This window comes from Ramlibacter sp. (assembly GCA_019635435.1).
Classification (GTDB): domain Bacteria; phylum Pseudomonadota; class Gammaproteobacteria; order Burkholderiales; family Burkholderiaceae_C; genus JAHBZM01.
The window spans coordinates 914543-938427 of record JAHBZM010000001.1 but is presented as its reverse complement, the minus strand read 5'-3'; the positions used below and the strand labels follow the sequence as shown (position 1 = coordinate 938427).

The 23885-nt window shown below is 59.1% G+C and carries 16 protein-coding genes and 1 pseudogene; 6 read left to right on the top strand and 11 right to left on the bottom strand.

Translation table 11 applies throughout. From position 1 onward, the window contains the following. Positions 1-20: 20 nt before the first annotated feature. The 7 genes from KF796_04470 to KF796_04440 all read right to left on the bottom strand — a co-directional run bounded on the left by KF796_04470 (position 21) and on the right by KF796_04440 (position 13753). A complete protein-coding gene (locus tag KF796_04470) occupies positions 21-2609 on the bottom strand; it encodes a DUF3893 domain-containing protein (protein ID MBX3585877.1) in 2589 nt (862 codons plus the stop codon). Further along, entirely contained in the window at positions 2602-6099 is a 3498-nt protein-coding gene (locus KF796_04465) for a hypothetical protein (protein ID MBX3585876.1), read from the bottom strand. The genes KF796_04470 and KF796_04465 overlap by 8 nt, the downstream gene beginning before the upstream one ends. After that, the gene (locus tag KF796_04460) at positions 6100-7401 is read right to left on the bottom strand and encodes a hypothetical protein (GenBank protein MBX3585875.1); all 1302 of its coding nucleotides are present in this window, start codon (positions 7399-7401) and stop codon (positions 6100-6102) included. Between the two features lie 777 nt (positions 7402-8178). Then, positions 8179-9597: a hypothetical protein gene (locus tag KF796_04455; GenBank protein MBX3585874.1), complete on the bottom strand. Its 1419-nt coding sequence runs from the start codon at positions 9595-9597 to the stop codon at positions 8179-8181. 131 nt (positions 9598-9728) lie between these two features. Then, positions 9729-11675: a hypothetical protein gene (locus tag KF796_04450; GenBank protein ID MBX3585873.1), complete on the bottom strand. Its 1947-nt coding sequence runs from the start codon at positions 11673-11675 to the stop codon at positions 9729-9731. A 12-nt stretch (positions 11676-11687) separates the two neighbouring features. Then, positions 11688-12701 (bottom strand): patatin-like phospholipase family protein, encoded by a 1014-nt coding sequence (locus KF796_04445; GenBank protein ID MBX3585872.1) that lies wholly within the window; start codon positions 12699-12701, stop codon positions 11688-11690. 59 nt (positions 12702-12760) lie between these two features. Next, the gene (locus tag KF796_04440) at positions 12761-13753 is read right to left on the bottom strand and encodes a hypothetical protein (GenBank protein MBX3585871.1); all 993 of its coding nucleotides are present in this window, start codon (positions 13751-13753) and stop codon (positions 12761-12763) included. An 882-nt stretch (positions 13754-14635) separates the two neighbouring features. Here KF796_04440 and KF796_04435 point away from each other — a divergent pair. After that, a protein-coding gene (locus KF796_04435) for an IS3 family transposase (protein ID MBX3585870.1) occupies positions 14636-15771 on the top strand; the annotation gives its coding sequence in 2 pieces (ribosomal slippage) (positions 14636-14897 and positions 14897-15771; 1137 coding nt in all). Positions 15772-16102: 331 nt separating this feature from the next. Further along, positions 16103-16246 (top strand): annotated as a pseudogene (locus KF796_04430) (IS3 family transposase). Between the two features lie 466 nt (positions 16247-16712). On the opposite strand, the gene KF796_04425 reads toward KF796_04430, so the two are convergent. Then, the gene (locus tag KF796_04425) at positions 16713-17696 is read right to left on the bottom strand and encodes a prolyl oligopeptidase family serine peptidase (GenBank protein ID MBX3585869.1); all 984 of its coding nucleotides are present in this window, start codon (positions 17694-17696) and stop codon (positions 16713-16715) included. Between the two features lie 267 nt (positions 17697-17963). On the opposite strand from KF796_04425, the gene KF796_04420 reads away from it, so the two are divergent. The 4 genes from KF796_04420 (at position 17964) to KF796_04405 (ending at position 21407) form a co-directional block, all read left to right on the top strand. After that, on the top strand, positions 17964-18233 hold the full coding sequence (locus KF796_04420; protein ID MBX3585868.1) for a helix-turn-helix domain-containing protein: 270 nt from the start codon (positions 17964-17966) through the stop codon (positions 18231-18233). Between the two features lie 410 nt (positions 18234-18643). Then, positions 18644-19330: a hypothetical protein gene (locus tag KF796_04415; protein MBX3585867.1), complete on the top strand. Its 687-nt coding sequence runs from the start codon at positions 18644-18646 to the stop codon at positions 19328-19330. 279 nt (positions 19331-19609) lie between these two features. Then, on the top strand, positions 19610-19945 hold the full coding sequence (locus tag KF796_04410) for a hypothetical protein (protein MBX3585866.1): 336 nt from the start codon (positions 19610-19612) through the stop codon (positions 19943-19945). A gap of 355 nt (positions 19946-20300) precedes the next feature. Next, a complete protein-coding gene (locus KF796_04405; GenBank protein ID MBX3585865.1) occupies positions 20301-21407 on the top strand; it encodes an IS1595 family transposase in 1107 nt (368 codons plus the stop codon). On the opposite strand, the gene KF796_04400 is transcribed toward KF796_04405, so the two are convergent. The 3 genes from KF796_04400 to atpD form a co-directional block, all read right to left on the bottom strand. Continuing rightward, positions 21404-21928, bottom strand: a complete 525-nt coding sequence (locus KF796_04400) for a hypothetical protein (GenBank protein MBX3585864.1) — start codon at positions 21926-21928, stop codon at positions 21404-21406. The two genes, KF796_04405 and KF796_04400, sit on opposite strands and share 4 nt — an antisense overlap. A 122-nt stretch (positions 21929-22050) precedes the next feature. Further along, the gene (locus KF796_04395) at positions 22051-22476 is read right to left on the bottom strand and encodes a F0F1 ATP synthase subunit epsilon (GenBank protein ID MBX3585863.1); all 426 of its coding nucleotides are present in this window, start codon (positions 22474-22476) and stop codon (positions 22051-22053) included. Between the two features lie 3 nt (positions 22477-22479). Beyond that, complete coding sequence (atpD, locus tag KF796_04390; GenBank protein ID MBX3585862.1) at positions 22480-23883, bottom strand: F0F1 ATP synthase subunit beta; 1404 nt, start codon at positions 23881-23883, stop codon at positions 22480-22482. Between the last annotated feature and the right edge of the window lie 2 nt (positions 23884-23885).

Genomic DNA, 23885 nt, shown 5'->3' with positions numbered 1-23885 from the left:
CGAAGGCCGATCGGAGCGATTTAACCCAAAAGGCTGGCCTCGTGCAATGGGAAAGGAAGAACCGCTTCATCTTTTTCTGCGCGCACAGTGGTATGGATTGCCATCGCTTTTCGGGTCATGTGCGCTAGCTGGCGCGCGTCTAGGTCCGCTCCAACAATGAACGGGAAAATCTCGGTCATCGTGGGAAACGTCCTGTTGACCGCGATCAGCCTCTTCGTCTCCTCAAACCGTGACGTCCGACGTGCCTCGCGCGCCTTCAAGTCCTTGTCCTGGGCCGTCATCAACTTGCGCACCACCCAAAAGACTTGCTGCGCGTCGGCTTCCTGAAACAGGCCGGTGATGGTGCCCATGACATTGCCGCTCGCCACATACCCCGGCCGGCGGTCTGTTGAAAGCCGCACCAGGCTATGGTTTGCGCCAGAGCGAAGCGAGGCCAGTGCGTGACTAGCACCGGCCCGGCCGAACTCCAGCAAGCCGGGTTTGAGCTGACTGTTCTGAAGGCCGCGCACGAACTGCCGCATGTTCTGCGCTTCGACGAAAATGATGGTTTTACGCTCGGGTCTAGGTAGCGCGAGCGAATAGAACCGCTCCGCAGCCTGAACCTTTTCTTCCCGGGTCTTGCCCTGCAGGTTGAAAACCCCTCTGCTGCCAAGCAGTGACTGTGCCTTCGGATAGCTCACTTCAATCAGATCGCCCAGTGGGTCAAGCAAGGCCACACTCATCACGCCATCGCGCACCTGCACTCGGCAGGGCGTCTGCAGAGCCTGCGCATTTGCCCTGTCATTCACCATCCACCACGCATGAAAGTCGAAAGGATGAGGCCGCAGGAATGAAACACCCAGCGTGCGCAGCACGTCCAGCAAAACACTCCTGTCCTTGCCAGCGTCGGCCTTTTCGGATGCCTTCTTTTGGGGGTCGTTGTCGACCAGCTTGACCTGTACTGCAAAGTCCAGCCCTTGGCCTGCACGGTAGTTGAGCGCATAAGGGTCTTGTAGCGGAGAAGACAAGATGCGTTCGTCCATCTCAACAATCAGCCCAGCTGGTTTCGGGACGGCAGGAAATGACTGGGAAATGTGGCCGGCGATCCTCTGCTGGTGTTGCTGCAGGTAGCGAGCTTGCGATGACAGCTCGATTCGCTCGTTGGAAGCGGCACTTGCGCCTTCGACAGTCGGCGCGGCCGATGGCACAGGCAACAGTTCGGAACAAGGACCAGCCGGGGCAGAATGCAGGCATGCACGAAAGCCCTCATCAAATTCCAGGACGTTGTCGCTTGAACCGTCCTTGGCGGGGCCCAACAGGCTGGTGACCGATTCTTTGAGCCGCAGCAGCCCGGATTCATTGAGCTGTAGCAGGCACAAATTCAGTTCTCCGCCTGTCTCCTCAAGCGCCCGGGCGATTTGCTCGCGCTGCTGCACTCCTGCAGTGGCGCGCCTGGGCACTAATTCCTTTGCAACCGAGCGCGTAAAACGAGTATGCCTTAGCTCGATTCGCTTGATCCCCAAGCGAGCAAGCCGCTCCTCCAGCAGATCAAGGTAATTTTTTCGCTCGACGGCGGAGACGCCATATCCTACGTTCGTGAAATCGCCGTGGACACTCCCTTTTCGCACCATCGCAGCAAAGTCATCCTCAAGGATGCTGCTGGTTCCGAGGCCATCCAAAGATTTGCCCGGACATTCATGCTTAACGATCTCGTCGATCCAGGCACGCTCCCCAGAAGCCCAGACGTAGCTCTTCTTTTCCTGTTGACGCTTCAGGTCGCGCAGTTTCACTGCGATATCCACTGCGCGCTGCCGCTGAGAGTTTTTCCCAAAGTACGCGTTTGGCTTGATAAACACGTCCAAGTGCCGATCACGCTCCCTTGTAGGGAGACCTTCACCGTAGACGCGCGTGCTAGCCTGCACTGTTAGCTGGATGATGCGGCGTTCAGGATCTGTCCTAGGACTGATGGTGAAGACCTCTGTGAAGTAGAGATGCTGATTTCCTTTTGTCGGCGCCAAGGTGGGGTACGAGCGAATAAGTTGTTGCCCGCCCATGCTGTAGAGACGAGGTCCGGCAAGAACGAGCGTTCCTTCATGGGGAGTGTGCAAATTGATCTGCTGAGCCTCGAGTTCGCGCGCAGCCAGGATTGGCAGCAAGTCGAACAACAGGTCGTCGCGCGGCCTTGCGCTGGTGCCGCCAATTACTAAGGCGGCTGGAAAAGGCTTCGCCGCCTCCCACGCCAGACCTCCGCCTCGCCCTGCGGGAGCCTCCAGCATGTTTGCAAGACTGACCCGTTTGTCCGCCGGACACGCAAGCCCGATCCACAGCATGAGCGCACGCAACAGCTGCTTGCGCAAATCTTCATCACGACTTTCCACGTCTAACGTGACGAATCGCAGGGTATAGGCATTGGTTCTGGTATCGCGATATTCTCCCACTGCGTCTACGCAAGGCGCCGCCCAGCCCAAGAAGGCGTCCAACCCAGCCAACCTCGGCTTCTTATGACGCTCCAGTCCTTGGGCATCGCGGATCGCGTCATATGTCTTGTGGCTTAGAAGGCAACTGCGAAAGCGTCGCTGGCTCAAAGCCTCCAAGTCGACATTGAAGATGTAGGGCAGGAGTTCAGACATCAGCATCCTCCGATTCGGCGAACGCAGCATCCACCTGCGCTTCAAGTTCGCTCAACATGCTGGTCAAGGCATCATTAAATGGCCCGTACAGACTTTGGGCCGTCTTACGGTCATCGCCTTGCGAGACGGCTTTGGTGAGTGTCTCCTTAATCTGCACGAGGCAACTCGAGTGCGCAGTGTCCAGCTTGCCTGCAAACAGGCCTGGGGAGAAGCGCTCGTCGCAAAACGCCACATACACTGGCACGCCCCCCCTAATACCGCGCCCGATAGTCTGCCATACCGAAGTAAGCAAGTCCCACGCGTACTGTTCGCGTGCATCGTTGGACATGGCTTGATAACTCGTGCGCAAGGCAAACCCTCTGTCCACTGTGGAGCGCAACGTCCGGGAAGCCCAATCCGAATGGGCGCGCATACTCGCGACCTGCTCGTTCGGTGCCAGAGCGCCCGTCGTGATGTCGTGAGCGACACGGTTGATGAGGCCAGTAAATCGGTCAAGGCTATCGGGCCTCGGAAACGGCCGATGAAGAAAGTAGATGGAACTGATCGCGGCGACCGGAACATCGTCTGCCGTCACGATGTTGTGACCTCGCGAAGCCGGTCCCAATGGCGCCACCAGGATCGACTCAGCCGGCGATGCACCGAATTCCTCAATCTGAGATCGAGGGAGCCAGACAACGGTATGTGAATAGGATGTGTCCGCTGCAACCGCGTGCTTGTGCGTTTCCCGGCTTCGCGCCAAGCTGTCGGGAACGAGACAGTAAACAAGATGGCGTGCTTTCGCCTCACCGGCAAGTGCATTGGCTACCAAGCGCGCATCGTCGTAGTTGTTCGTCACGAGCAATGCCCGCCGGCGGCGTCCCATCTCGTACTGCGGCTTGTCGGCCAATTCGGACCAGCGCCGGGATAGGATGCTTTGCGCCGATGCACCCGCTTTGACCAAACCAACTGCCATGCGTTGCAGAGTCAGTTTGCGTTCACGCGGATCGCGCCCGGAGACACGCGTCGGCTCTCCAAGGATGCTCAGGAGCTGGTATTGGCTCTGTTCGATCGCCTTTCGCTCTTTGGCTGGCTGGGTCAAAATGCCCGCTACGGGTACCTGCAGGTCATAGGTGGGTGATGCGGTTGCACCCCTGCCCCCGGCCCAGCTCGTGCCTGAGACCAACAACGTGTGAGGTCCGGACTGGATGCTCGCGGCTTGAAGCCTATTGAAATGGGTCAGCAGATAGCGCCCAACGCCCAGGTGGTTGACCAGACGCAGCACGCCACCTTGACTGCCTTCAGTAGCCTCCTCGAAAAGTAAGCCGTATACAGTGCCCACCAAAGGCCGAGGAAGAAGATGGCCATAAAGGTCCATGATCCGCTTGGCTTGCCTGAAGGCGGAATCTCCGGCCAACTCGAACTCTTGCTCTACTGCGCCGTGATGGCGCACAAGGTACGCGTAGCTTGCCAAGCATTCGTTGGCCAAAACGGCCAGCAGGATGCATCGTGCCACACCAGCGAGGCTGCTAGGCGACTGCGGACGTGCAAATCCGGAGTTGCCCCGAACTGAGGCGCGTCGGCGCTGCAGGCTGGGCGATCCTCCCACCAGAATCCAACTCAGGGCCCCGCTTTCAAGTTCGTCCTGAATACGAAGCAGCGCAGGATGATCGTCGTCATAAAGGCTGGTGTCGAGCACCTTAAGTCGAAGTTCGGCCAGGCACTTAACCGCGCCTTCCAACTCACCAGGATCGGATGGTTCGATCGCAGGATCATCATCTGGAAGGGCGGACGATATCCTATAGAGCGAGCTGGCCAGGATGGCGATTCGTTCAAGTACAACCTGCCTGTCCTGCTGCTCGGACTGCCCATGATCGCCTGCGTAGAGATAGATGTCTGCTAGAACGCTCGCCGCCGTGAAAGGTTTACGGTAGGTGAGCCATGCGAGCGAGTCGGCGTGACAAATGAGCAGATGATAGATTGCAGAGATGCTGTCTTGCAGCCGGTTGAGGGTGCGATGCCACTGAACATGGATCGGGCTCACATACTGTCCGCCCGCCCTGTGATTAACAGCCTCAGTGACGCTGCGGATAGAACTGGCGGTGAAAGCAGATTCGGTCGGCGACAAGAGCACCTGGTCCTGCGTGCATTCTTGGTCAAACACGGTTTGCACGCTGTCTGCCTCATCGACCAGAAGCACGTCCAGCATGAACTGGAACAGCTCGGGAAACGACATCTGTTCGGATAGGACTGTCTTGTCAGGGGTCATCCAAAGCATCGCCTGAGCGGTCATGACGACGACTTGACTGTCCGCTAGATTCTGCTGACCGGCATGCGAAGGGCATTGGGTGATCAATGGGCAGGTCAATGACTTCTTGGTCGTGCCTTGATCCAGCCTGTGGCAGGGTCGCTGTGAGAAGTCGAGCATCGCTTCGGCCAGTCGGGGGTCGCTAGCCGCCTGGTTAAAGCCGTGCAGCGGACAAGCAACGCCAAGCATCTCGGTCAGTTGCGCCGTCGCCTCGAGTTTGCGTTCGGCATCCATACGACTGGTGGACCAGTGAAGGGCACTCAAGTGAACGTTGCGTCGCGGAAACGAACTGATCAAAGTGGCGTTGATCCCGTGTGCCTTCAGACGCGCCACCGTAGCGGCTCCACTGGCTGTATCGGCGACGATCATGCCGACACGCTTGTCGTAGCCCGGACTGACCAAGGCAAACACTAGCGCGTGCAGCAATGTGCTCTTACCGCTGGATAGCATGCCTACCACATGCTGAACCCCTTCCAGCGTCAGACGCCCAGCACGGAAAAAGCCACCGTCGACCGCCTCGATCTCGACTTTTTTCAATCGATCAGCCAGCTTCAAAGGCTTGAGCCATCCAGGAAATTTAGGCTCAGCTTCGCGCTCATCAACCTCGCGCGCGATCCGCTGCAACGTGTCCCACTCGAGGGCGATCGGCGGATTGATGCTGCGGCCACGCAACTTAGGCTGAGGCTTCATAGCCGTTCGAACTGAGGGCACCAGCAGCTCAATCGGCTGCACCTGGTTTGCGCGTGCCGTATACGGAAGGAAGTGAGCTCCGCCGGTTTTGGCTACTCCGAAGTCGTGTATTTGATACGGGGCGGGCTCATCGAGGGTCTTGCTGAGCAAACGAAGCAGCTCCATGCTGGCACCGGCACGGCGAGATGTACTTCCGGGATGGGAAACATAGGCCGTGCTGAAGTTCGCCCGTACATGTTCCTCATGAGCGCGCCGCCATGCCAAGCGGCTTGCCAATCCCGGGGCATACTCGCGGAGGGTTGCCAAGCTCTTGCGCGCGACGGCAGTCAGGGTGGCTACCAAGTGCCCTTGGAGTGCTGACGGCATGACGTCAGCGCTGTCGCGCGGTGCGTGGGTTGCCAGCCAGTGCAGGCTTAAATCCATTAAGGCGACATCACGGAGCGCGAAGTACGACAGTTGGGAGCCCAAGAGCGACAGGCGGCCATACTCTTCTACAAAGGGGCGCAGCGCAAACATCTATTCTCCTAGTTCAGCCATCAGTTGCGAAACCGTGAGCAGATCAACTTTGGACGAAAGATTGCTCTTGCGGACACGATCGAATACCTCCCGGTATTGAGGCGTGCGGTCGCGCAAGTAGTCCGGGATTACCAGAACGCGGTTGGCGCGGCGGAAACTGCGAAAGCCCTCGAAAGCTCTGGCCAAGGATCGAGGTGACAAGTAGTCCTTGACGTCAATCGCCCAGCGACTCTTGCGATCCTTGGACTCCACCAGGAGATCCACCGCGTCTAGCTTGGGCCAGAGCGTGACCTCGTAGCCCAAAGCTTCGATACGCGAGGCCAATTCAACCTCGTGGCGCCCCGGAAGGGTCCAGAATGTTCTGGCAGCGCGTCGTACTTCAACCATGCCTTCCAGAACGTGTTTTTCCGCCACCTTGCCACCAGCAATTGCCTGCTTTGCCCGCGGATCTCGAAATTCCGAACACCATTGGCCCCCGCTTCGGAAAAGGCGAGTGCCTGTCAGCGGGCAGAGTCGTACAGTGGGCTCTCGCAACGAGGCGACAGGTACCGAAACATAGAACGTGTCAATCAGCTCACTCACTAAGCGGCTGTGCACCAAGAACTGGTGGTCGAAATCCATCAACTCTGCCCTCGATAGGACGAAGGGCTTCTCAATCACAAGCCGGCGCCAAGCCCGATAAAAGTCTTCAGCTTGGGCTGGACCCACGGAATCGCATGCGTCCATCAGCTTTTCGTATAGGGGCAATTCGGGGTCAGCCTGAGCTCGGGACCCAAGGGCCAAGCACTGGGCGGTGACTTGGCCCTCATGGAGCAGCTGTGCGTCCACGAACTCCGCTGGCCCGGCTTTGGTGAACTGTGGACACCACTCATACAACGGGGTTCGCGCAGCGGTGAGCAACTGCGCAAGGTTGGTGGGGTGATCCGTTCCCTCCTGGATGTTCAGCGCGGCGGCGACATCGAACGCCGCATGCAGCGGTGCAGGATATGGAGCCTGGATATGACCAGTTTCGTCCAGATGCTCCTGCAGCCCGACTAATCCTGCAGCGAAGAGGTACACCAAGACATCTGCCTCGGGTGGGCGAACTGATGGTTTAGATGTGATGGCTTGGGGGATGGATTCGAGCTTTTCCCATACGCGCAGCGGAATACGTTGGTAGTCCCCTTGCTCGGCCAGCGCAAAGTAGCGATCGAAGGTATTCCGGCTTACCCCTAAGTCTCCAGCTGCGCGCACTCTCCAGCCGACGTCCTTAAAGTCATATCGAGATGCGAGCCTTTCAGTGAAATTAATTTCTTTCAACATTGGAATAAATTATAATTGAAATTATTTTTCATTGAAATATGGATTGATTACCCATTGTCATGGTTCTACCAGCGGCTAACCGCCTGTCCAGCAAGACGCGCTTTCAGCTTTTGTAGGAGTGGGGTGCAGTTGCGGTTGAAGCCACCTCGAGAACCTGGCCAGTAGGGAGTAGAGAACTCCATGAAACAGAGTCTTTACGTGAAGAGATCGAAGTTCAGTGAAAGCCAGATCGATGGCATCCTGAAATAGGGTGAGCTGGGCGCCCAGGTGGGCGAGTCGTGCAGGAAGCGCGGGATCGGCGACTCGATTTCGGGACCCTACTAAGGCGTCAACATGTGCCAACTTCAGCGCCGTGGCCGACATGGGCGATTGGCCCGCGCAATGCCGCAGTCGTCACTTGATGGCCAAACGACAGGCACACGCGTGGTCATCACGCCTTGGCACGAATTTCGCCCTTTCAAAGCAACTAGCCCTCACCTATCGGGCCCGTCCCAGAGGCCGCGTTGGGGCAAATCCAATGGGCATGACAATGCGAGTATCCGTCGTAGACGTCGCTCACGGGCTGCTGGATGACGAGTCGTCCCGGTCGTTCTACACCGGCTACGCTTGGTGGCTGGCGTTCAGGTTGGTGTTCGCGACGTACTGACAACAGAGGTACCCGCCCGCGCAAGCGCCGGTCAATCCGCCAGTGGATCCAGGATCAGGGTGCGCGGGTTTGCCAGATTTCAAGTCTGCACCTCGCCAATCGCGTGTGAATCGCCAAGGTTCCACCGTGATTCATTCGTAGGCGTATTCAAAATATAGCTTGGTGTCGCGAAGCCGCTTGAGGAACTTGCTCCGGGACGTCGCCGGAAGCCCTGCCAGGTCGCCGGAGGTCGGCGGCGATTTGTCCGAACGAAGCGTGCGTCCACCGGTCTTGTCCACAAGGCGATTGAGCAAAGGCTTGAACGGCATGTTCATCCAGCGGTTTTTCTTGGCGTCCGTTTCGATAACCGGTATGAAGGCGACCAGCTCATCGCTGGTCATCTGCTCCAGTCCCAGTTCGCGAAGCGTGGCGTTGTGGCTGCCGTGATGCCCTACCTTGTAGAACACGGTGCGTGACAGCAAATCCGAAACCACGACCTTCGAGTTACCGTTCTCGCCCTTGATGTTCCACGACAGGTCCTGCCACGACAGCCAGTTCCCGACCTGTGCATCCGCGGGAAACAGGAACACCTCACCCGTGTCGATGAACTCGAACGCGAGAACCACGCAGGTATTGTTGGTGTGGCTATCCAGGTTCAGGGCCAATGTTTCTGCAGCCTGCGTCCAATCCTGTTCGATCCGCCGCCACTCGGTGCCTGCCAAGCCCCAGGTCTCTTGCAGAAGCTCGTTGAGCGCCGGCGACATTCGGGAGGACCTGCCGCGCGACGCGACCTGGCGGAAGCTGTTGTCGAACGGGCAATCGTCGCCGTTGACGGAGTCGGCCTGTCCGAGTCTGGAGAACGCCGCGGCAAGTCCTGAGGTGAATCCGACCTCGGAGCCGAACTCGTAGACCTCGCTGTGCTTCTTGCTCGGGGCGCTCTTCTTGATATACGACTCATCTTCCGGCGGGCCGAGAACATAAACCCGGACGTTTGGCACGCCGCGCAGTGAGACAGGCGGCTTGCGCGGGTAAAGGAACTTGGTCTTGACCCCGCGCCGCTGCATCAGGTATTCGAACGCACCTCGCGTACGGCCAATGGCTTCGCCCGCGCCCAATGCCTTCGCAGGATCGACGCCAAAGAAGCCGAGGAAAGCCTTGAGCTTCTCACCCCTGCCCTGGAGTGCCGGGTCGTCAGCCTTGGCAAACGCCGACGCTGCGATGGCCAGCGCGCGAACCTTCTCCGCGCGCTCCTTGCGCAAGCGCTTTCCAAGGGCATTTTGCGGGTCCTCGGTCCAGCCGTACCAGACCTCGCCGACGCTGATGCCATCGAACACAGCCTGTGCCTGGTCCTTGGCGAATCCGGAGGCATGGTCCCAGTGTTCGTGTGTCATCACGACTACGTCCAGATGACCGTTGCAGGCGGCCTCGATGTCGGTCGCCACCTCGGTCATCGTCTTCTTGGCATTTGTTGCGACCATGACGACGCCGCAGTCGATGAGCATGTTGAAGGTGCCGCCTTCATCTTTGGCGAACCGCAGCAGCAGGCAATCGCCCAGGCCGTGCCGGTACATACGAATCGACAGACGGGGATCAGCCGTGGCACGGCTGGGAGGTTTTTTGCTGGCGTCTGCCTTCTTGCGGGCCGTAGTCGCAGTTGCCTTGCGTGGCGCCTTCTTCGCGGTGGTTGTGGCCATGACAGTCCTCAGTGCTCGCCGTGCAACATGCAGAAAGGCTCATCGATGAGGCGGTCTTCCTCGCTGGCCTGGAAGTAGACCTCGCGCAAAGACATGCCATCGCTCATTTGTTCTCTTTTGTAGTTCTGGATCGCGGTGCGGCGCTGCACGTCATCGATTGGGCGTGTGATCGCGTAACGCAAGGTGGGCGATTTGCTGTCCATGTTGAAGATCAACGTGCTGCCGCCACGGAAGTCAAACTTTCCCTTGCTTTCGTCGTTCTCGTCGATCGGAAGTTCGCGTAGTCGCTGTGTGACGCTGATCAGCAGCTGCTTCATGATCTGTCCATCGGGGGTGACACGCAGCGCTGGCATGACCGAGTGGACCTCGAAGGTGGGCACCCCGGACGATTTGATTCTCAAGCCCTTCAATCCGGCTTGCGGGTCCAGGTTCAGCCCTGTCACCGCCTTGTATGCCTCACGTTGCGCAACGGACTTACCCTTGAACACCTCGTGAAGGTAGTCGTGGGCCCTGGCTCGTGCCTCGCGTAGCTTCTCGAACACCGCCTCGCGGTCTTGCAAGTACAAGGACTCGCTGACCAGGTCGCGTAGTTCGGCGGCGAGTGAAGCCAGAGCGTCCCACTGGTTCCCGTCACCGCCTTCAAACTCGAGCTTGGCGTATGGCCAGCGCAGTTGCTCTTCGGAGAGCGTGCGCAGGCCTTCCGGGATGATTCCCCACCGCCGGAACGACTCGATCAAGGCGATGCGGTACCCGTGCCTGTCATTCGGGACCATGTCGTAGTCTGCGGTGATGAGCGCGCGCAAGTAGTCGCCGTACGTGATATCGAAAGGCGGACAGTAGTCCAGCGCCCGGATGCATATCCCGAGGAAGTGTTTAGCGGTCTTTGTGGCTTCCTGAGCAAGCGCATTAATCAGGCTGGGATGCAGGGCGCCTTCCGGGAGGATTCCGGAGCCGGAGCTGGCAAGTTGGATGATTCCCTTGGTCCTGGCCTTGTAGATGGCCAGAAACGCGGAGAACATCGCCGCCACCAGGATCGAGCCGCGCTCATGCGGTTCCGTCGCAGCAGCCAGTCGTGCGGGATCGGGCTTGATCATGCTCCATTGCCCGTTCTCGTCCCACTCGCCGATGGCGTTGCGAAGCGCTCCGTAGCGGCCGGTCGCTTGGCCGAATTCCTGCGCGAGTTCACCCAGCAGGGATTGCGTTTCCAAGTCTCCCCGGGTTTGCGCGATCTGGTGCTTTAGGACCTCCGGGAAAGTGAAGTGCTGGAACAGCGCCACCATGTCGGCGAACGCCTCATGGAATGCCAAGGTATCCTGATGGTTATCTTCCACGTAGCGTCGATGCATGCCGTCCAGCAGTGCATGCGTCGTCTCGTGGGCGACGATGTCCTGTGACAGGCAGCTGAACACCGTGCCGGTCGGCCCCTGGAAGTATCCGAACAGAAGCGCCTTCTTGACCGGGCTGTAGTAGGCGTTTGCCGCGCGCAGCGCATGTGGGTAGATCCGAAGCGTGCGCACGAAAGTCTCCCGCCAACCGGTGGGGCCTTGGTCGTTCGTACGCGGTGACCACAACACCTGACGGCCCAGGGCCTTCTCGAAGTTGGAGATAGTGTTCATCGCAACCGCGTACACCATCTGCTGGTGGAACTGCGGATTGCCTTCCGATGGCGGCAATCCGTCCTGCGCCAGCAGGTTGACGCTGTTGAGGTCCACGGGGTCGTACCACGCGGCGCTGGCCGGGTCGTAGTCGACGACTTCCACGTATTCGCCGCGCGGCCCCGGGCGCAACCCCGACTCCCACGGCACCTCGAACACCGCGTGATTTATGGGCGCGGTTTCAAGCCGCAGTGACAGGCTCGGGTCGAACGCGTAGCCACGCAAGCGTCGAAAAGGCGGGATGTTGGCAAGGTCTTCGACACTGCGCGTCCGAAAATCTTCACCGGAAATTGCGAACATAGGCTAGCTCCCTTAAGCCAGAAGCAATTCGGGGGCGTACCGCTTGATGCGGGACTCCACCAGAGCAGCGCCGTGACGCGCAAGGACCTTCCGCTCTGCTTCGTTCAGCGCCTTGAGGTTGGTGCCAATCGAGCTGGCGAATACGGAGTCGCCGTCTTGGGCCTGGCCTTCCGTGCTGTCGATCGAGAACCACAACGGTTTCGGACCTGCACCGGCTTTGTGGCGATGTTCCAACCGGTCGAACTCAAGCCCTCGAATCTGCTCCATCATGATGTCGAGGCCGGCCTTCAGTACGATCGCTCCGTCCTCGGTGGGCTTCGTATCGTTGGCAAAAGGCTTGCCACCGTCGCTCACGATCACGTAGTCAAGCTGGTTGCGCGTTCGCAGCGTTGGGTTGACGCCCAAGTTGTCATAGATGCCTCCGTCGGTGAGCGTGACGTAGTCGAGGCGGTGGGCCGGCGCGTAGTCCTGCCCGGTCAGTTTGAGTGGCGGGAACACTGGCGGGAAGGCGGATGAAGCTGCCACAGCCCGCGCCAGCGCGAACTGGTCGGCGCTGACTACGCCGAGTTCGTGTTCACCCATCTCCGTCGCCAGCCCACCGCCCGCCACGAAAAAGAACATGTTGCCCGTGGCGAGATTAGTGGAGTTCATATAGATGCGCGGCCCCCCCTGCAGCTGCTGCAGCTTCGCGCCGCCGAACAGATGCGCGTCGTACGAATCGGCGAGCTTATCAAGGCGGCTCGCAAAGGGATCCAGGAGCCCACCGATCACCGATCCAACGGCGATAGAGCGATTGGCGAGGTATTGGTCTAGTTTCTGCAGCGCATCCGGTTTGCCCCAGTTCAATGCCAGATGGGCGCCCGCAATGCTGCCGCCGCTGACGCAGGAGAGCAGGTCAACCGCATCGAGGAGACCGAACTCCTTGAGCTTTTGCATCACGCCCAGGTGAAATGCTGCGGCTCGAAAGCCACCACCGGACAGTGCAAGGCCAATCCGCTTTTTAGTTCCATTTACGGTTACTGCCATGAGATCCTCCTGCATCTTTCATCAGTTGCACGTCCTCTTCCGACCCGAAGGGCACGCCCTCACTCCTTGATCGTTCGCAGCCAGTAGTAGCCCATGTCGTTCTTTTTTGTGGGCGTTCCTGCGGGCAGGTAGGCTTTCGCGAACGTTTCGTTCTCGATGTAGACGTCCATTTGGCCTGAGGCGATATCCAGCACGATGTTGCCCGCTTGGTTACTGGTGAGAATGTCCAATCCCCGCTTCGACCATTCACCATAGCTGATGTGCTGTGAAGGGGCACATCCGATAATCGTCAACTTGGGCTTGATGAAATCCAGAAAGTCGTAGGAGCGGCCTGAGTCCCGGCCATGGTGCGGGGCCAGCATAACGGCACAGCCCTGCACATCGGCCTCGTACTTTTTCTTGATGTGCTCAAAGGCCGCGTCGTGCGCGTCACCGCTCAGAAGAACTCGGCCGCCGGCGCTTCGGTACAAGACGACGTACGAGCCTTCATTGATGTCGTCTTCCAAATCCGGATCGGCCAGCAGTTCCTTACTCGGCGCCAGGATGCTCAGGGCATCGCCAGCCCCACCGCTGTCGTCGTTGTTCGCATACGAAAACTTCGCGCCCTCGATCCTGTTGACAGCTGTGACGCCCTTCTCATTGTCGTCTCGCACTTTGGCGTAACGATCCCAATCGGCTTCCTTGTACAGGGATCCTTGCTTGAATTCCGGTTTCGGCTTGCGAGCACCGGAGTCCCAGAAGTTCAAAATGCCGATCTCATCGACCAAGCGATTGAAGCCATCCATGTGATCCATGTCCGGGTGAGAGAGGATGAAGCGGAAGACACTCGTAATCCCGCGTGCGTCGCAATAGTCGACGGGGTTGGTGTTGTGCTTGCACATCCCAAAGTTACCGGCCACCTTACCTTCGGCCTTTTGCGCGCTTTCGAACACCGCCTTCTGCGTGGTTTCTGCATTTCCATCACAGATATCCATCATGGTCACGCGGCCGCTGGCGTGCTGAATGATCGTGCAGTCGCCGGGAAACACATTTACGAAGTGAACTCTTTCCATTATCTCTCCTCTTTTTTTGTCCGCTCACTGGCGACCCTCCCAATCGGACGTGCACATTGTGATCGCGTACGGATGCGCAAGCCCGGAATTCCGTCGCAGGAGTATGGTGAGAAACATCACAAGGTCGGTTTGCCCAACTGCGAGACATCTTTCGCGGCGGGCAAGAGCGTTCAAGGAGCTCGCTGTTCAGCATCGTCCTCCACGGCCTCAACGGTGTAGGCAGTGTCTGTCCAGGTGGTTCGGCAACGGCACCGTCAGGAGCGCACGGACGCTTTCAGCGCCTGCAGTTCCCCGTTGTCAGCGACGATGAGGGACACCGCCGGCAGGCCGTCGTGCGACAGGCAGCCTTGATCCTGAGGACGCATCGGGCATCACCGCCACGCGGTTGTGGAGCATCATGCGGCGCTTCTTCACCAAGGTCGCAGAAGTCGTCGAGGCTGACAGTCCAGCCACGGCAGAAAAACTGCGACGGGCAAGCCCGCATTGGATGCGGAGTCGCCCGGCTATTGCAACACACGAAGGTCGACACCATTGTTCTGCCACTCAACAATGTCGAAGACAGGTTGTTCGCCTATGCCCGTGCAACTGAGGAGGACTCGGATGCTTCGGAAGGTGACTTTTTCAGAAACTACGTTGTCGACCCCTTGGCTGCGGTCAGCGATTTCAATCCAGGGCGAGTAATTTTTGTTCGCCCGGATGGGGGTGGGGCGCCGTACAGCGGAGGACCAGATGAAAATCCGCCGACGCCCAGCGGACTGCCGGACTCGTTCAGTGCCCAGCGCTATCGGCCCAAACTTGTTGGTAAGGGAGAAGTTGACCTGCCGCCTCCCAGCCGTACCAGCCTAAATTCCAGGAAGTCCGTCAACCAGGAGAATGACGGACATGAAGAGAAGCAGATTCACCGAAGAGCAAATCATCGGATTCATCAAGCAGGGCGAGGCTGGTCTGCCCATCAAGGAGTTGTGCCGCAAAGGCGGCTTCAGCGATGCCACCTTTTACAAGTGGCGAGCCAAGTACGGCGGCATGGACGTGCCCGACGCCAGGCGGCTGCGTGAGCTCGAAGGCGAGAACGCCAAGCTCAAGAAGCTGCTGGCCGAGGCCCATCTGGACATCCACGCGCTCAACACCGCCTTCGGGGTAAAGCGCTAGCCCCGCAGGCCAAATGCGACGCCATCTTGGTCATGATCGAGCAATGCGATCTGTCCGAGCGGCGTGCGTGCAGGCTTGTGGGGCTCTCCCGCGACAGCTACCGTCACCCACCCCAGACTGACCAGATGACCAAAGACATCACCGACAAGATCGTGGAGATTGCCCAGGCGCGCCGACGCTTCGGCTACCGGCGCGTCCACGACCTGTTGCGCGAGGACTTCCCCGGCGTCAACCACAAACGGGTCTATCGCATCTACAGCGAAAAGGGCCTGGCGGTGCGGCGGCGCAAGAAGGTCAAGCGGCCTGCGGCTGAGCGCATGCCACTGCAAAAGGCCCAGGCCATCAATGAAGTCTGGAGCATGGACTTCGTCAGCGACAGTCTGGCCAATGGGCGGCGCATCAAGTTCCTGACCGTGGCCGATGACTTCAGTCACGAATGCGTGGACATCTCGGTGGACTGGGGCATCTCTGGGCTGTACGTCACTCGGCTGCTGGAGCGAGCGGCGACGTTCCGCGGCTACCCACTGGCCGTGCGCACCGACAACGGCCCGGAGTTCACCAGCCGGGCCTTCATGGCCTGGACCCACAGCCACGGAATCCAGCACATCCTGATCGAGCCAGGAAAGCCAATGCAGAACGGCTACATCGAGAGCTTCAATGGCAAGTTCAAGGACGAGTGCTTGAACGAGCAGTGGTTCGAGACCCTTGGGCAGGCCAGGACCACGGTGGCCGCGTGGAGGAAGGACTACAACGAGGTCCGACCGCACAGCAGCATCGGGCGCATCCCACCGGCCCGGTTCGCTGAGCTGCATCGCCAGCGCGCTGGCGATGCAGCTCAATCCGGTTCATCAGCAACAAAGATCGATTAACCTTGAAACCCCGGACTTCCTCAATTCAGTTGGTACGCCGGTAGGGGGCAGGTCATCGCTGACCTGCCCCCATCCTGCCGTACCAGCCCGGAGCTATCGCTACGCACATTGCAAGGGACCTGGGTATCTAGACCAGCGTGCTCAGGCGGTGGGTCATCCAGGAGCGTGGCGGGGTGTTGGACCTCATGCCGAACCGGCCGCTTCGCAGTGAGGCTGCCACGGAGGTTGAACGGTTGCAACGCGAACTGTTCCGTGTGACCACGGAGCGCTACATCCTAAAAGAAGCGCTCGGCTACCTAGCGATACGGGCAGCAGGCTCAAGAACCACATCGCACCCAACCATCTGCAGCGCGACTTCGAGGCCGGTGGTCCCAACCAGAAGTGGGTGGCCGACTTCACCTACATCTGGACAGCTGAGGGCTGGCTGTATGCAGCAGCGGTGATGGACCTGTACTCGCGACGCATCGTAGGGTGGCCTGCGTGCTTGATTTGACAGATTTAGATTGTCCGATTCGCGCGCGCGGCCAGAAGCTGAATTTCACCGAGAATAAATGAAGAGTCCTTTCCCGCTTCCATTTCAACGACGAGTTTCCTGAGTGTGGGCAAGGCTTCAGCGACCAGGAAGTGGCGATATACGTCGACCCTCAAAATAGCGGATTGGCAGTACGCCGTACGTTGGCAGTCAGCCTTATATTGGCAAACTGCCAATCGGCAGCTCACGCCGTTTGGTGGACGCTCGCTTGAACGCAGGTCACGAGGCGCCCCCCTTGCTAGAAGCTCGTCACACTCAGCGCGTTCGGTATCGCCCAAGTCTTGATACAACGATGAAGCAGCGACTTGACGAGCAAGCCTCCAACCGACAGTTCGCTCGGCTTGATTATCCATTCGAGGACATGAGTCTGCATTCAAACGGGTTCTCCTAGGTTATAGGCGTTTCTTGGTCACCAAACAACGTCGTCATCCACCGCGTACAGCTTGCACTCGCGTTTCTTGGCGTTCTCTCGGCAAAAGTCCAGTGCCCGCTGCAGTGCTTTATCGCCCCACGCATATCCCCATTCACCGCCTTCTGCTATGGCAAAAGCCCTTGGCTTCTCAGCTGCCAGGAATTTCCTGTAACCGCTGCGGCCGAAGAACCGGAGGTACGGCACCTTGTCCACGTCCGTGAGCGCTGCGAACCCGGATGCCTTAGGGCGATCTGGTGGAGCTAGCAGGTGCTTCGCATATTGCGCTAATGGCGTGTTAGGTAGCCCTAGTCCGCGCAGAAACTCGCTAACAGCTGGTTGCCACACAGCTCGTCCTGCGTCGGTATCGAAGAGGAAATGGCCATCATGCGGAAGATTTCCGGCGCTAATCAGGCGAGCCTGTCCACCTGCGGCGACATACGCTGCGTACATATCCCTGTAGAAGCCACCGAAGAAGCTGTCATTGTCTGCGTAGAGCCACAAAGATGGAATCTTTGAAGCATGGCCATACGACGCGGTAGCCTGACTAAGAGAGTATTGCCAGTTCGTGCACTCGGTGTTCCGCGATCCACCTGAGAAGTTGATCAACCCTTTCACTCCAGGGTAGTTCAGCGTGCCAAATGCCAAAGTGGCGTAGCCGCCATGCGCCTGCCCAGCGACAACAATACGACCAGCATCCACCCACGGCAGGGTTCGAAAATAATCGAGAGCGCCGACGATGTCGTCAGCTTGCGCGATTCCAATCCGCGCAACGTCGCAACCGATCCCAACGTACCACCCTTCGGACTTGGCAAAGCCTTGTCGCATCGGGACAACAACCGCGTAGCCTCGCTGCAAAAAGAAAGAAGCCGCTTCTAGGGGCCTGAAGCGCTCTTGATCGCGAGGCGCTCCCGTGAACCTGGGGTGGTTGATCACCACGATCGGGAAGGGGCCAGCACCGTCTGGGCGGTAGACCGTCGTCATGAGTAGCGGTCCATTGGCGCCCTTACGGACCGCCACCACCTCTTCGTTCAGTCGCGGCTCCAAGGCCTGCGCGGCCGCACCGTGCCATACGGCCGTGAGACTCAAGATCAGGGCAAGGAAACGCAGTCGGCGCATGTTCGTGGAACCTCGACGCAGAAAGCCTCCTTTTCAAGCCGGCCCCCTGAAGTCGGATCAAAGTTGTTGCGGTATTGCATTTCTATCATATATGACAGTGCGCTTTGTGTGCCCGACTATGACAGTCGCCGGATGCCCGGCGTCCGCGATCCCGCACTCGTTAAATCATTGGCAGCCGAGCTCAAGGCGCGGCGCGCTCACCTTGGCATCAGTCAAGAAGAATTGGCTCACAGGGCCGGTCTCGGGCCCCTTTTTGTGGCTCGCGTCGAGACGGGGAAGAATCAGCCCTCGCTGACCACGTTCGTGAGGCTGGCCGAAGCACTAGAGGCCAAGCCGGGAGACCTTATGAGCGCCGTCATGACCCGGTTCAAGAAAGAACGACGACTCGAGTCAAAAGGCTAACCCTCAAATGCGCCAGCATGGGGCCCGCTAGTTTTGATAGGGTAATGATCGATTAGGCTGGCTGGTCCAATTCCGTTCATTCGATTCGGGAAAGACCGCGGCTTGGTGCGGGACCATCATTTCTTAACCAAAGCCAAAAAAGATTCTCCAATGACATTAGTAACCTGCCAAAGAGCGATGTTCCCAGGTAGGGGTGAACCAAGAGGCTCTTCGCGTATACAGTGGTAAATCGTAAAGTTACCCGCCTAGAGTGGGCTCGTGTCGAGCTGTGGATGCAATGCTGCTTGCGACTTTCGACGGCCTCGTCCCCTGAGCATTTTGAGAAGTTGCTAGCGGCTCGAATTGGGAGAATTCCCTTTGTCCAGCCCGCCCCTTGGCGCGGATACCTGCAAAGAGGGCATCGGCCGTACTTGCGACATACGCCGTATGTAGAGGGCCGCAGCATCGACGAAGTCGATTCTGCATGGCCAGAAGCTACCCCTACGATTCGCTCGCCCTTCTGGTATCTCATAGACCACCCGGACGTCACCCCAGCGGACTTGCTCGAATGTGTAGTTGCACTGCCGGAGGAATATCAAGCCTGGTTCCTGGATGCGCTGCCGCAGCCTCTCCCCGGATTGCAGCTTGTGTGCGTCGATATTTCGACCGTGTTTGATATTTGCGGTAGGACGCCCTCTCCATGGATGCTCGGCGCGTTGATGATTGCGTTTAAGCGCGGTGAGATGGCTGGTGAGGTTGGGATCTGCCGCGCAGCCGGCACGGCTGTTGTGTGGGTACTTGGACGGCTTGCTGAGCTCGCCGAAGGCCGAGAAAGAGCGCTGTGGAACCGCGTCCGGCGGTTAACGGCGCTGCAACTCCTGGAATCCCTACGCACGCCGCTGTTTGCGAAACTGCGCAAGTTCTTGCTTAGTGAATCGATCCCATTGCTGTTGGCTCAGTTGCACAACTACCAAGAAGCTCGGCCAGGCGACGACTTGGACCGTGCCGCCTATGAGTTGGATCTCGTATTCCAAGAGATTAAGTTGCGCTCTATGCGTTTATGGGGAAAGACCCAACAGGCCGCCAGTTGGGAAGAAATTCTGGGACCTGCACCATGATGGACTGGCAACACCAACGATCCCGATCGAAGAACCAATTGAGCCGGATGCGCTTCTGGATTTTTTACGAAAGAGCACTGAAGCGAAGACATCTCTGGCGATTTCGCAGCCTAGCCTTGCGTATCGACGATGTCCGTGCAATCGCGTTCCCGAATTCCCCCCCGGGGGGGTAAGAAGACCTGAGGGTGAGGGGCGCCGCCGCGAAAAACGTTTGGCGCAAACGTTGGAATATGAATTTGAACTCACTTGACGCAAAGTCTCCATCTGAAAGGAAATCAGATGGAAAACGCCAGCTCGGGCGGAGCGACACTTTTACCAACGATTGAAGAGCGCCTGGTTGCCCGCTACGGCGAACTCATGACCATTCGGGAGCTTCGGCTCCTCCTGCGCGTGCCAGACGCAGCATCACTTCGATCGGCAATCGCTATCGCGGATTGGCCACTCTACTTTCCAAAAGTTGGCGGCAACTACATGGCCACAACCCGAGACATCGCGCGGTGCCTGGTCGAAGTCGGCTTCCCTGTCAGGCCAGGCACCCGGCGGCGGCGCAATCGTCCGCCGATTCTGCCCGGCGGGCCTTGCCAACTGATTGGGCATCTGACCGATCAGCATTAGCGCAACGCTAAGGACTGCAGAACCTGTAGACGACCCAAGGGCCGTCTGCTCCCCACTAGGAGATGAACATGACCTAAGCCTGTCGTAAGGGCCTTTTTGTGGCGCAAAAAGGCACAACGCCAATCACCTTTGCCGAGGTGACTGGCGTTGCTGGGATGCCGGATTCCGAAAGAACCGAACCCAGTATCTGCCAAGGAGATTGGGTTGTCAAGAGCTCAGGGGGATGCTTTGCCCACATCCGCCGCAACTCTCCGCAGCGCCTGGTGGCAGGCGTTCGCTCGCCTGTCGGTCTCAGTTCTTTTTTTGGGAACAGGCAGTGGGGCAGCATTTTTATTTGTCGAAGAGGTTTCTGGACATGTCGGCGTCCGACGTCGCATTGATGTCTGACGAGCAGCGGCGTTCGCTTCTGCTGGAATTGCGATGGGGGCAGACGAAAGAACAGGTGTGCCCTCGATGCGGGGTAATGTCCGCGCACTTTTGGAGGAGCCGGTCGAAGCGATGGCGCTGCCGCGGGTGTGCTCATGAATTCAGTCTGACCAGCGACACGATGTTTCACGCTACCAAGCTGTCAATCACAAAGATTCTCTTGGGCATCATCGCATTTGCGGAAGAAGCGGACGGTGCCACTGCTATGCGTTTGCGCAAGGCGATGGGCTGCCAATGGCGAACGGCGTGGCTCTTCGCTCAAAAGCTGCGCGAAGCAATCTGGCGTCACAACGAGTACGCCGAAGTGGACGGTGTCATCGAGATGGATGGCGGCTACTTCGGCGGAAAACGGCGTTCACCAAACAAGCACGGACGTCAACGCGATGAGCGCGCCATCATCAAAAAGTTGGAAGGCGCTCCGACAACTCGCTACAAACGGTATCAGCAACTTGCTGCCCTTGATGCGGCCAATCATCGTCGCCGACAAAGACGGCGGGTCGTCGCTGTCATGCGTAAGCAGGGCGCGGTTGAAGGAGGCGGCGCCTGCACAACCTATGTGGCGGTCTTTCGATCCGAAAACCCGACTGATATGGCGGCGTTTGCCTCCCGTTACATTGCCAAGAACAGCACAGTGATGACCGATGAGAGCAATGCCTTTGCCCCATTGGCCGCAAGCTTCAATCACAAAACTGTGATTCATTCACGCGAGTGGGTCGCTGACGATGGTACGAATGAGAACCAGGCGGAGTCGTTTTTCTCTCGGATGCGTCGCGCCGAATATGGCCTGTATCACGGCTACCGTCCGGAGTATTTGATCTGCTACGCGGTCGATTCGGCCTGGCGAGAGGACGTTCGCCGAAAATCAGTCAAGAGCCGCTTTAGGGAGTTGCTTAAAAAGACGCTCTCAATCGGGCGTTCCGTTCTTTTTCAAAAGTATTACCAGGGTCACCGAAGGCACCATGAAATCCTTGGGCCGGCTGATGGAACAAGATTTTTGAGTAGCGGCGGGGTGAGTGCTTGGGAGGTCGCTCGCTAGGCACGCGTTTCCGGCGTATTTGCGAGCATCCATATGCCGAGCGTTTTAGCCCCCGAATAGGGTGCGTGCAGACGCTGCACCATTCCCGCAGCAACTAGGGTGCGCAGCCGCCGTCGGACTTTCAGTCGCACCTGCACGAACGTCTCAAAGACGACGCTTGGAGTGTCGGCAATAAAGCGCGCGGTCAGTTGATCAGTATCTAGCGCGTTGGGAAAAGCGCTGCCCAGGTGCGTGTAAATGGACCGCGTCATATGCGCATACCCGTGCCTGCGCGGGCTATGTTGTGCTCGGGTTCCGCCAAGCGCCTCGGGATCAATCGGAATCTCGTGCAGCCGGATCGTTTGATCGACGGCGGCCAAGTCCTTTTCCAGAGCTGCAATCAATATTTCGACGGGCTTCAGACGTTCTCGATACTCGACTTCGGCAACTGCGTACCTATTTTTAGCCTCCGCGATGCGGCCAGCGATATTCCGGCGACGTTTTACGAGCCAAGCTAGTGCAGGGGGGACACGGTCATGCATATGCCCCTACGATAGATTCGTTCCCCTCTTTTTAGTAGGGGAACGTGCTGCCTAATAGCGCCCAGGCGCAAAAAAGCCCCGGTCTCGCGAGCGGGGCTTCCTGACCAACGCCGCAGCGGGCGTTATTTTTTCTGGCGGAACTTGCGCAAGGCGGCAATCTGCGCGGCCATGACGGCCAGTTCGGACTGGGCCTTGGCGACATCGAGCTCGCCCTTGGCGTTGCGCAGTGCTTCCTCGGCCGCGGCCTTGGCGGCATTGGCCTTTTCCTCGTCGAGGTCCTTGCCGCGAATGGCGGTGTCGGACAGCACGGTCACGCAGTTGGGCTGCACTTCAAGGATGCCACCGGCGACGAACACGAATTCTTCGCGACCATCGGCCATTTCAATGCGCACAGAGCCCGGCCGGATGCGCGTGATCAGCGGCGTGTGACGTGGATAGATGCCCAGCTCGCCGGCTTCACCGGGCAGGGCCACGAAGCGGGCCTCGCCGGAGAAAATCGACGCTTCGGCACTGACCACGTCGACATGGATGGTGTGCGTGCTGTCCATGGCTTAGGCCTTCTTGGCCTTCTCGAAGGCCTCGTCGATGGTGCCGACCATGTAGAAGGCCTGCTCGGGCAGATGATCGGCTTCGCCGTTGACGATCATCTTGAAGCCGCGAATGGTCTCGGCCAGCGGCACGTACTTGCCGGGCGAACCCGTGAACACTTCGGCCACGTGGAACGGCTGGCTCAGGAAACGCTGGATCTTGCGGGCGCGGGCCACGGCCAGCTTGTCTTCAGGGGCCAGGTCGTCCATGCCCATGATCGCGATGATGTCGCGCAGTTCGCGGTAGCGCTGCAGCGTGCCCTGCACGGCGCGGGCCGTGGCGTAGTGGTCTTCACCGACGACCAGCGGGTCGAGCTGGCGGCTGGTGGAGTCCAGCGGGTCCACGGCGGGGTAAATGCCCAGCGAGGCGATGTCACGGCTCAGCACCACGGTGGAATCCAGGTGGGCGAAGGTGGTGGCAGGCGACGGGTCGGTCAAGTCATCGGCAGGCACGTACACGGCCTGGATGGAGGTGATCGAGCCGACCTTGGTGGAGGTGATGCGCTCTTGCAGGCGGCCCATTTCCTCGGCCAGCGTGGGCTGGTAGCCCACGGCGGAAGGCATGCGGCCCAGCAGGGCGGACACTTCGGTGCCGGCCAGCGTATAGCGGTAGATGTTGTCCACGAAGAACAGCACGTCGCGGCCTTCGTCGCGGAACGACTCGGCGATGGTCAGGCCGGTCAGGGCCACGCGCAGGCGGTTGCCCGGGGGTTCGTTCATCTGGCCGTAGACCATGGCCACCTTGGAGTTCTCGAGGTTCTCGAGGTCCACCACCTTGGAGTCGGCCATCTCATGGTAGAAGTCATTGCCTTCGCGGGTGCGCTCACCCACGCCGGCGAACACCGACAGGCCGGAGTGGGCCTTGGCGATGTTGTTGATCAGTTCCATCATGTTCACGGTCTTGCCCACGCCGGCGCCGCCGAACAGGCCCACCTTGCCGCCCTTGGCGAACGGGCAGATCAGGTCGATCACCTTGATGCCGGTTTCCAGCAGTTCCTGCGACGGGCTCAGCTCGTCATAGGTGGGGGCCTTGCGGTGGATCGAAGCCGACAGCTCGGCCGACACGGGGCCGCGCTCGTCGATCGGGTTGCCCAGCACGTCCATGATGCGGCCCAGGGTGGCCTTGCCGACCGGCACCGTGATGGGGTTGCCGGTGTTGGTCACCATCACGCCGCGGCGCAGACCGTCGGAGGAGCCGAGCGCAATGGTGCGCACCACGCCGTCGCCGAGCTGCTGCTGCACCTCGAGGGTCAGCTTGCCGCCTTCCATCTTCAGGGCGTCATACACCTTGGGCATCTGGTCGCGTGGAAATTCCACGTCCACCACGGCGCCAATACATTGAACAATCTTGCCTTGGGCTTGAGCCATTT

Bases quoted from the DNA above. Each gene is read 5' to 3' on its own strand.
- KF796_04465 (MBX3585876.1), bottom strand. From the start codon at position 6,099: ATGTTTGCGCTGCGCCCCTTTGTAGAAGAGTATGGCCGCCTGTCGCTC.
- KF796_04470 (MBX3585877.1), bottom strand. From the start codon at position 2,609: ATGTCTGAACTCCTGCCCTACATCTTCAATGTCGACTTGGAGGCTTTG.
- KF796_04425 (MBX3585869.1), bottom strand. From the start codon at position 17,696: ATGACGACGGTCTACCGCCCAGACGGTGCTGGCCCCTTCCCGATCGTG.
- atpD (MBX3585862.1), bottom strand. From the start codon at position 23,883: ATGGCTCAAGCCCAAGGCAAGATTGTTCAATGTATTGGCGCCGTGGTG.
- KF796_04450 (MBX3585873.1), bottom strand. From the start codon at position 11,675: ATGTTCGCAATTTCCGGTGAAGATTTTCGGACGCGCAGTGTCGAAGAC.
- KF796_04455 (MBX3585874.1), bottom strand. From the start codon at position 9,597: ATGTACCGGCACGGCCTGGGCGATTGCCTGCTGCTGCGGTTCGCCAAA.
- KF796_04395 (MBX3585863.1), bottom strand. From the start codon at position 22,476: ATGGACAGCACGCACACCATCCATGTCGACGTGGTCAGTGCCGAAGCG.
- KF796_04420 (MBX3585868.1), top strand. From the start codon at position 17,964: ATGCCCGGCGTCCGCGATCCCGCACTCGTTAAATCATTGGCAGCCGAG.
- KF796_04410 (MBX3585866.1), top strand. From the start codon at position 19,610: ATGGAAAACGCCAGCTCGGGCGGAGCGACACTTTTACCAACGATTGAA.
- KF796_04445 (MBX3585872.1), bottom strand. From the start codon at position 12,701: ATGGCAGTAACCGTAAATGGAACTAAAAAGCGGATTGGCCTTGCACTG.
- KF796_04400 (MBX3585864.1), bottom strand. From the start codon at position 21,928: ATGCATGACCGTGTCCCCCCTGCACTAGCTTGGCTCGTAAAACGTCGC.
- KF796_04405 (MBX3585865.1), top strand. From the start codon at position 20,301: ATGTCGGCGTCCGACGTCGCATTGATGTCTGACGAGCAGCGGCGTTCG.
- KF796_04460 (MBX3585875.1), bottom strand. From the start codon at position 7,401: ATGTTGAAAGAAATTAATTTCACTGAAAGGCTCGCATCTCGATATGAC.
- KF796_04440 (MBX3585871.1), bottom strand. From the start codon at position 13,753: ATGGAAAGAGTTCACTTCGTAAATGTGTTTCCCGGCGACTGCACGATC.